Origin of the sequence: Acinetobacter sp. YH12227, assembly GCF_013417785.1 — a bacterium.
Lineage (GTDB): Bacteria > Pseudomonadota > Gammaproteobacteria > Pseudomonadales > Moraxellaceae > Acinetobacter > Acinetobacter gandensis.
On sequence record NZ_VPDH01000046.1, the window covers coordinates 22744 to 31195 of the forward strand.

Genomic DNA, 8452 nt, shown 5'->3' on the forward strand with positions numbered 1-8452 from the left:
CAATAATGAATATTCGTATATTTTTACTTGCGTGATGCTGTGCGTTTTTCATTTCAGCCTGTAGCCAAAATGACACACCACTCGATAGCCATGAAAATTATATTGGTACATGGCAGAACGCCCAAAGTGAATTAATCATTCGCCCATCGGGTAATGTGAATTACAAGCATCAGGAACACACTGAAAAAAGTATCGCCAATGAAACTTTTAGTGGGATGCGACAAGCCGATATCAAAGCACGTGTCAGTAGTTTTGGCGACCAAAGCTTTACCATTGGACAGAACGACCTCAGCCATCAATTCCGGATTGATCGTGCGCCGTATCGAGATGATCAAGGCCATTGGAAAATGAGTATTAATGGTGAAACTTTGACTCGAAAATAAACTCTGAAAATAATCTTACTCGGTGCATTTTCAAACATGCTGACAATAAAAAGCCCCGATCAATGTCGGGGCTTTTTTCGATGTTTCAGATTAGTGATCTGAAGCACCAGAGATACCAATACCTGTTTGTGAACGTACATACTGTGCATCGAATGCTTTACGTTCTGCTTGTGCTCGCGCTGAGTTATCAGTCACAGAGAACAACCAGCAGCAGATGAATGCCAATGGCATTGCAAAGATTGCTGGACCATTGAATGGGTTAATCGGTGTTTCAGAGATTGCGAATGTATCTACCCAAACGGCTTTAGACAATACAATCAGGACGACTGCAGTCGTTAGACCTACAACACCACCAATCACCGCACCACGCGTGGTTAAACCTTTCCAGAACATTGACAATACAAGTACTGGGAAGTTTGCACACGCTGCTACAGAGAATGCCAGACCCACCATGAACGCTACGTTTTGTTTCTCGAACAAGATACCTAAAATCATCGCAAAGATCGCAAGACCTAAAGTTGCAATTTTAGACATGCGCAGTTCTGATTCAGGTGTCGTTTGACCTTTCTTGAATACGTTTGCATACAAGTCATGTGAGATTGCAGAAGCACCTGACAGCGTCAGACCCGCAACTACCGCAAGAATTGTTGCAAATGCTACCGCTGAAATGAAGCCCATGAACAAGTCACCGCCTAAAGCATCAGACAAGTGCACCGCAGCCATGTTGCTACCACCCACAAGTTCTAATTTGCCAGTGACTGCCATTTTCGCTACATCAAGGAATTGTGGGTTGTTCGACACATAAAGGATCGCACCAAAACCGATGATGAAGGTTAATAGGTAGAAGTAACCAATGAAACCTGTTGCCACAACCACTGATTTACGCGCTTCTTTCGCATCTTTTACCGTGAAGAAACGCATCAAAATATGTGGAAGACCTGCTGTACCAAACATCAATGCAAGACCAAGAGAAATCGCATCAATTGGGTTCGCTGCAAGTTTACCTGGACCCATAATATTGGTTGCTTCAGCTAAAGTTACATCATGCACTTTAGAGAATACTGCAATCGATTGAGAGAACATTTCAGCGAAGCTGAAGCCCACGCCTTTCATAACCATGAATGCCATGAAAGTCGCACCAGACAATAGCATTACAGCTTTAATGATCTGTACCCAAGTTGTCGCCAACATACCACCGAAGATTACGTAAGCCATCATCAGAAGGCCAACAATCACCACAGCGATGTTGTAGTTCAAACCGAAGAGGAGTTTGATCAACTGACCCGCACCCACCATCTGAGCGATTAGGTAGAATGCAACCACTACGAGTGAACTGATCGCTGCCAAAGTACGTACTGGTTTTTCAGCCAAACGGAATGAAACCACGTCCGATAAGTTGAATTTACCCAAGTTACGAAGACGTTCAGCCACCAAGAACAATACGATTGGCCAACCCACCATGAAGCCCAATGAATACAGTAGACCGTCAAAGCCTGAACTGAATACCATTGCGGAAATACCCAAGAACGATGCTGCTGACATATAGTCACCGGCAATCGCGAGACCATTTTGGAAACCCGAAATACCCCCACCCGCTGTATAGAAGTCAGCAGTGTTGGTGGTTTGCTTCGCAGCCCATTTGGTAATCAGTAAGGTAAAGCCCACAAAGATGGCAAACATGATAATTGCATGCCAGTTGGTTGCTTGTTGCTCTGCAGCACCTAAATCAGGTCCTGCCATTGCCATGCTCGACATGAGCAATGCTGGTGCTGCCAGCGCTTGTGCTTTCAATGAATTCCATTTCATCTTAGTGCGGTCCTTTTTCATGAGCGATTGCTTCAACTTCACGCATTGCTTCTTGGTTTAATGCATCCAACTTGTTGTTCGCGATATATGAATACACACCACAAAGCACAAATGACAGAACGATAATGCTCAGACCTAATGGCATACCAATCGTTGTTACACCACCGCTTACGGATTGCATCAAAAACTCTTTGTTGTAGCCTACAAGCAGCATGAAGCCGACATAAACCACTAACATGATGATCGTCAAAGTCCAGCTTAGCTTACTTTTACGGCTCACCATTTCCTTAAATTTTGGATTCTGTAGAATTTGTTCTACCTGTCTCTCATCCATAATGTTCTCCTTACGCCGAACCTTGGCGTCAATTTTTTAATTCGAATTATTTCGAAGCTAAACTTACCAATGTTCCTTATTGTTTGTAATTTAGACTTTGGTCGTTAAATTTTGAGCAATTACCTTTATAAACGGATGGATGCGGTATTATTAACGCAGGATTAATATGCTGTAGGCTCTATGAATAGTTGGCTCATTGTCGGGGTGCTGGCCCTTTACATCGCATTACTTTTTGTTTGTGCATTCTTTGGTGAAAAGCATGCCAGCAGGCTCAGTACCCGCGGCAGAATGTTACTGTTCAGTCTGACTTTAGGGGTTTACTGTTCCTCTTGGACCTTTTATGGCGCAACTGGTGCCGCGGTTCGTGAAGGCATTATTTTTCTACCGATTTACTTAGGCCCCTTACTGTTCGTCGCTTTAGGCTATGACATTTGGCGCCGTCTCGGTCGTGTACGTCAGCATCATGCCATTTCATCCATTGCCGACTTTGTTGCAGCCCGTTATGGTAAAAGTGGTCCCTTGGCCTCTTTGGTGACCATTCTTGCCGTCATTGCCATTATTCCTTACTTGGCCTTACAGCTTCGCGCCATTGCGCTAAGTGCTACGGTTATTTTAGAGCCGACAGCTGGATTGACAGGAACCACCAATAGCGTGTTGTTCCTCACCGGTATTTTGGCCATTTTGGCCATGATGTTTGGCACACGACAAATTGCCAATACCGAGCAACATGGCGGCCTCATGCTTGCTGTGGCTTTCGAATCTTTTGTTAAGCTTTTTGCTTTATTGGCAGTTGCGCTGTTCTTTGTATTTGAATCGCCTGAAAATATGGCACAAATCAGCCATGACATTAGCAGTACATTTAAAGATGTGCAGCTAAAAGGCGTGCCTGAAAGTTTTTGGGTTCAAACATTATTGGCGGCGCTTGCGATCATCTGCCTACCCCGACAATTCCATGTCGCGGTGGTAGAACTCCGTGATGAAAAACATATTCGTGGTGCGCGTCGTTGGTTTGCCGTTTATCTGATTTTAACCATTGTGGCAATTATTCCGATTGCCAGTTGGGCGCTCCATGCAGCACCAGCGTATTTAGCTATTCCAGATGTCGCAGTACTATCGTTACCCTTAAGTTATAACCAAGACTGGTTGACCTTATTGGCATTTTTAGGGGGCTTTTCGGCCTCTACAGGTATGCTATTAGTCTCATCCGTTGCACTCTCAATCATGCTTAGTAATGACTTGATTATGCCTGCACTGTGGCGTACTAAGCTGTTATCTCGTCATGATAAGCGCTTGCCCTTAGTTCTAAAATTCACACGCCGAATTTGTATTTTAGCTGTGATGTTACTGGGCTTCTTGTTTTTCCATTTCTTTAATGACATTGACCAACTTTCAGTTTTTGGCCTGTTAGCGTTTAGTGCGGTGGCGCAATTCGCCCCTGCCCTCATCGGTGGCTTATATTGGCGTGGTGGTAGTAAACAAGGGGTTTATGCGGGTTTAATTACAGGTTTTGGCATGTGGGCATATACGCTGTTATTACCAACGGTATTACGTAGTCTACCTGCACAATTTCAAGATTTTACCAACCAACTTTTAATGTATGGCCCTTTTGGTCTGAGTTGGTTGCGTCCAGAAGCGCTCCTAGGCTTTGAATCTTTTGATGCACTGACACATGGTGTGGTTTGGGCATTAGGTCTCAACATCACTTTGTACATTTGGATATCACGTGTGTTCCGTCCAAGCGTGGCAGAACAAATTCAAGCAGAAAGTTTCTTTTACTATGAAACCAAACCGCTGCCAACACAAAGTGCAAACAATGACATCAGTTATATTCATCACGATGTTGCACGTTTAAAAGTAGGTGACTTAATTACCCTTGCCAAACGTATTACAGGTGATGGTCCAACCACGCGTGCCTTCACTCAATTTTGTGCACAAAACAATGTGGTGCTGAATGAAAATAGCAGTGCCAACGGTATGTGGTGGCGTTTTACCGAACAATATTTAGCGGGAACCATTGGTGCAGCCTCGGCACGTACTCTACTCACCACTGCAATGGTGAATAATGGTTTGGCTCTTGGACAAGTCGCAAATATTCTTGACCAAGCCTCGCAGTGGCAACGTTTTAACCAAAACCTGATCATGACCATGATCGACCATATGACCCAAGGGGTATCAGTTGTCGATGAAAATATGTGTTTGGTTGCTTGGAATAATCAGTACCTCAAACTATTCGATTATCCAAAAGATATTGTTTATGTAGGATGTCCTATCTCAGACTTGATTCGTTATAACGCAGAACGTGGTGAATGTGGTCCTGGTTCGGTTGAAGAGCACGTTCGTAAACGCATGCACTGGATGCAAGTCGGAAGTGCGCATGAGTTCGAGCGTATCCGTAAAGATGGCCGTGTAATTCAAATGCGCGGCAACCCCATTGAAGGTGGCGGCTTCGTAACCACTTTTGCTGACATTACCGCTTTCCGTGAAAACGAAGCCTTACTTGAAGGCCGTGTACAAGATCGTACCCAACAATTGGCCGATGCACTGTCAGAACAACAATTGGCACGTGAACAGGCCGATAAAGCCAACATGTCAAAAAGCCGCTTTATTGCTGCTGCTAGTCACGATTTATTACAACCAATGCATGCAGCGCGTCTGTTCAGTACTGCTTTAGAACAAAGTGTACAAAACGATGATGACCGTAAAACCTTGCAGCAGCTAGACCGTGCACTGCATGGTGCAGAAAGTATGCTCTCTGCCCTGTTGGATATTGCCCGACTCGAAGGAGGGACAATTCAACCGAAACGCCAGCCTTATCCATTACACGATTTACTCAGTGACCTTGAACTACAATTTAAGTCGATTGCAGCACAGCGTAATATTAAACTCAGCGTACATGACGCTCAGTTCTGGATTGATACTGATCCGCAGTGGATTCGACGCATCATTCAAAACTTTGTCAGTAATGCTTTGCGCTACACAGCACGTGGTCGCGTCGTTGTCGGCGTTCTGCGCTCAGCACGTCCGGGGCACATTCGGATTGGCGTTTGGGATACTGGTCCAGGTATTGCCGAAGAACAACGCATTAAATTATTCCAAGAATTTGAGCGCTGTGGACATACCTCGCCATGGGGTGAACAAGGTTTAGGGCTAGGACTTGCGATCGTGCAACGGATGACCAGCTTGCTCGATTACCCTGTACATGTCTACTCAGAACTCGGTCATGGCTCTTGCTTTATGATTGAAGTGCCCGTGGTAGCTGCACCTAAAGTCGTGGCTGCTCCAACTCAGGCTGTACCGCTCAAAACCAAGGCCTACAAAATTCTTTGCTTGGACAATGATGAAACCATTTTGGAAGGTATGTCGACCTTACTGACCAAATGGGGTTATCAAGTGTTTAAAGCAACAGAACCTGAACAAGCGATGGAATTAATCAAACAGGAAAATATTCAGGTTTGGTTGGTCGATCAGCACTTAAACAATAATAAAATTGGCCTCGATTTTATTATTGAGAACCGTCAAGAAAATGTACCTGTTGCATTGATCACAGCAGATTCGGATCCTGAACTGCCACAGCGCTTAAAAGATTTGAATATTGTCTTGCTGAAAAAACCTTTGAAACCAGCATCATTGCGTTCTTGGTTATCTGGCTTGAAAATTTCCAAGTAAAGTCGCTAGATGGTTATGTGAAAAAAGGCCCATTTCAGTCACATGAAATGGGCTTTTCTTTACCAAGAATTTACTTTCAATTACCCAAATGGCGAAAGATCATTGCTCCCAGGCAAAATATTTCAAAATCAGCCCAAATTCACGCATATATATTGACCAAAATCATCAATTTTCGAATGCCTATGGCAAAAAATAACCAATCTATAAGTGAACACTTGTACACTTAGTTACAATTTAAAATATAATTGATATATAAGTAGTTTTCATACTAAATAAATAAAATTAAAACTTTAGTCGTATATTTATACAGCAGTCTTCGATCTAAAAATAATCATAAGAAATTGATCAGTTTCTAACATCTTTAATGAGCCTTCACCCACTCCATTTGAGAAGCTGATCGTTCACTCAATAAGGAGTCTATTGTGAATATTTCTAAAGTTGTTCCACATGGTTTCGATCAAAACCTACAATTTCATCGTCAATATGGTGTTAATTCAATTTTGCCAGAAATTGATTGGTCGACTTTGTTCAAATTCAGTAAGCTCGACGAGACACAAATCGCCGCACTCGAAACCTTATACCGCAGCGCTGTTCCCCTCGCCCTGCAAGTTTTTGATGAACTAAATTTTGACGTGTTCGCACCCAACGCCTATAAGCCCCAAGGACTTGGATTGTTCGATCGTTTGGCTGAGCAAGAAGAGCTTCTGTTACAAAGTCTAGAGGCTGAAAGCAATTGCTTAAGTGAAGCAACCCGTCATCAAATTTGGAGCATGTTACTGCGTGGTGGTGCCGTATTGGTCTTTAAAGCATGGCTCGGTAAAGTCAAAACTGATCAAAACCAACTCGACAAAACCCAATTTGATGAATTGTCAGATTTGCTCTTTATTAAAACCTCACCATTTGAATTGGCACAGCGTCTAGGTGTACATGCCAACTCAGATCAAGATCATATTTTCTTAATGTATGACAACGACGTCTATTTAGATCGATTCAATAGCTTAGAAACAGCGGCGCTGTTTGTTGATCTTGGTGTCTATGATGCGGCATTTTTAAGTCTACGTGATGATCGGGTGGCTGATTATTTAAAATCACGTGGCTATGTGTCTGATGAACAAATTGATGAATTACAGTGTGCACTAAACCCACTGTACTGTACTGATCTCACTCCAAAACAAGACTATATCGCTTAAACCTTGTAATCGATCTCTTTGATCTAGATTCTGTTTGATATAAATGCATCAGCATAAAAAAGACCTCCAAATGGAGGTCTTTTTTATTGCATTGAATCTTGTTAGATTTTTTTCTCATCAATATTTAATGCATTAATGGCTAGAACTGCTTGCGTACGGTTTTGCACACCTAGTTTACGGAAAATTGCAGTGACATGTGCTTTGATGGTTGCTTCTGACACATCAAGTTCATAAGCAATTTGTTTATTCAATAGACCTTCAGCCACCATCATCAATACACGGAATTGTTGTGGTGTGAGTGACTGAATACGTTCAGCCAATGCTGTTTCATCTGCTGCGCGTGGGTCAAAGTTCATGTTGGCTGGTAAATTTGGCGGCAACCAAATTTCACCTTCAAGCACTTGACGAATGGCTTCACCAATATGACTCGGATGTGCCGATTTCGGGATATAGCCCATTGCACCGTGCGCAATAGCACGTTGAATAATTGAAGATTCTTCATGTGCAGAAACCACAATAATTGGAATCGACGGGAACTGAGCACGAATATGCACGAGTGCTGAAAAGCCTGAAGCACCTGGAAGGTTAAGATCAAGCAAAACAAGATCTGGCTCAGGGCCATTTTCAAGTCGTTCATAGCATTCATTGACTGCTGCAGTCTCATGAATTTGCGCCTGAGGCAAACTATAACGAACCGCCTGAATTAAAGCATGACGAAACAGCGGGTGATCATCAACGATTAAAATATTCATAAGCAAGGTGGAGAGATCTTGTGCACAATGACCCTATTCTAACCACACATGCTATGTGATGGATATGCAAGAACTTAATTTTTTGCATTTAATATGTAGAAATTCTGCACAAAATGCGCAATTCTTCTCATTTTCTATAAATCTTTAAATCTAATCACATTTTCATATAAATTTTATCAAGCAACTAAAAAAGCTAGGACTTACGCACTATTATTTATAGATTCTCTGTGGTAGCAGATGATTTTTATCGAGAATAAAGTCATCAATGAAGTTTTTGATAACTGGTCTAAATAATTTCTTCTGCCAACGATATACATTTTC

General features: G+C 42.6%; 6 protein-coding genes and 1 pseudogene. 3 read left to right on the top strand and 4 right to left on the bottom strand.

Translation table 11 applies throughout. From position 1 onward, the window contains the following. The first annotated feature begins 155 nt into the window (after nucleotides 1-155). Nucleotides 156-383, top strand: coding sequence for a hypothetical protein (locus FTV09_RS11235; protein ID WP_180058361.1), 228 nt, complete (start codon nucleotides 156-158; stop codon nucleotides 381-383). 90 nt (nucleotides 384-473) lie between these two features. Here the strand turns inward: FTV09_RS11235 and FTV09_RS11240 are convergent, their stop codons facing one another. Then, the gene (locus FTV09_RS11240; RefSeq protein WP_180058362.1) at nucleotides 474-2189 is read right to left on the bottom strand and encodes a cation acetate symporter; all 1716 of its coding nucleotides are present in this window, start codon (nucleotides 2187-2189) and stop codon (nucleotides 474-476) included. 1 nt (nucleotide 2190) lies between these two features. Continuing rightward, nucleotides 2191-2523 (bottom strand): DUF485 domain-containing protein, encoded by a 333-nt coding sequence (locus FTV09_RS11245; protein WP_067761561.1) that lies wholly within the window; start codon nucleotides 2521-2523, stop codon nucleotides 2191-2193. A 180-nt stretch (nucleotides 2524-2703) separates the two neighbouring features. On the opposite strand from FTV09_RS11245, the gene FTV09_RS11250 reads away from it, so the two are divergent. Beyond that, nucleotides 2704-6189, top strand: coding sequence for a PAS domain-containing hybrid sensor histidine kinase/response regulator (locus FTV09_RS11250; RefSeq protein WP_180058363.1), 3486 nt, complete (start codon nucleotides 2704-2706; stop codon nucleotides 6187-6189). Nucleotides 6190-6611: 422 nt separating this feature from the next. Then, on the top strand, nucleotides 6612-7379 hold the full coding sequence (locus FTV09_RS11255) for a hypothetical protein (RefSeq protein ID WP_180058364.1): 768 nt from the start codon (nucleotides 6612-6614) through the stop codon (nucleotides 7377-7379). Between the two features lie 101 nt (nucleotides 7380-7480). Here FTV09_RS11255 and FTV09_RS11260 read toward each other — a convergent pair whose 3' ends face one another. Further along, nucleotides 7481-8131, bottom strand: a complete 651-nt coding sequence (locus FTV09_RS11260) for a response regulator transcription factor (protein ID WP_067761567.1) — start codon at nucleotides 8129-8131, stop codon at nucleotides 7481-7483. Between the two features lie 210 nt (nucleotides 8132-8341). Next, nucleotides 8342-8452 (bottom strand): annotated as a pseudogene (locus tag FTV09_RS11265) (IS701 family transposase); the annotation flags it as partial.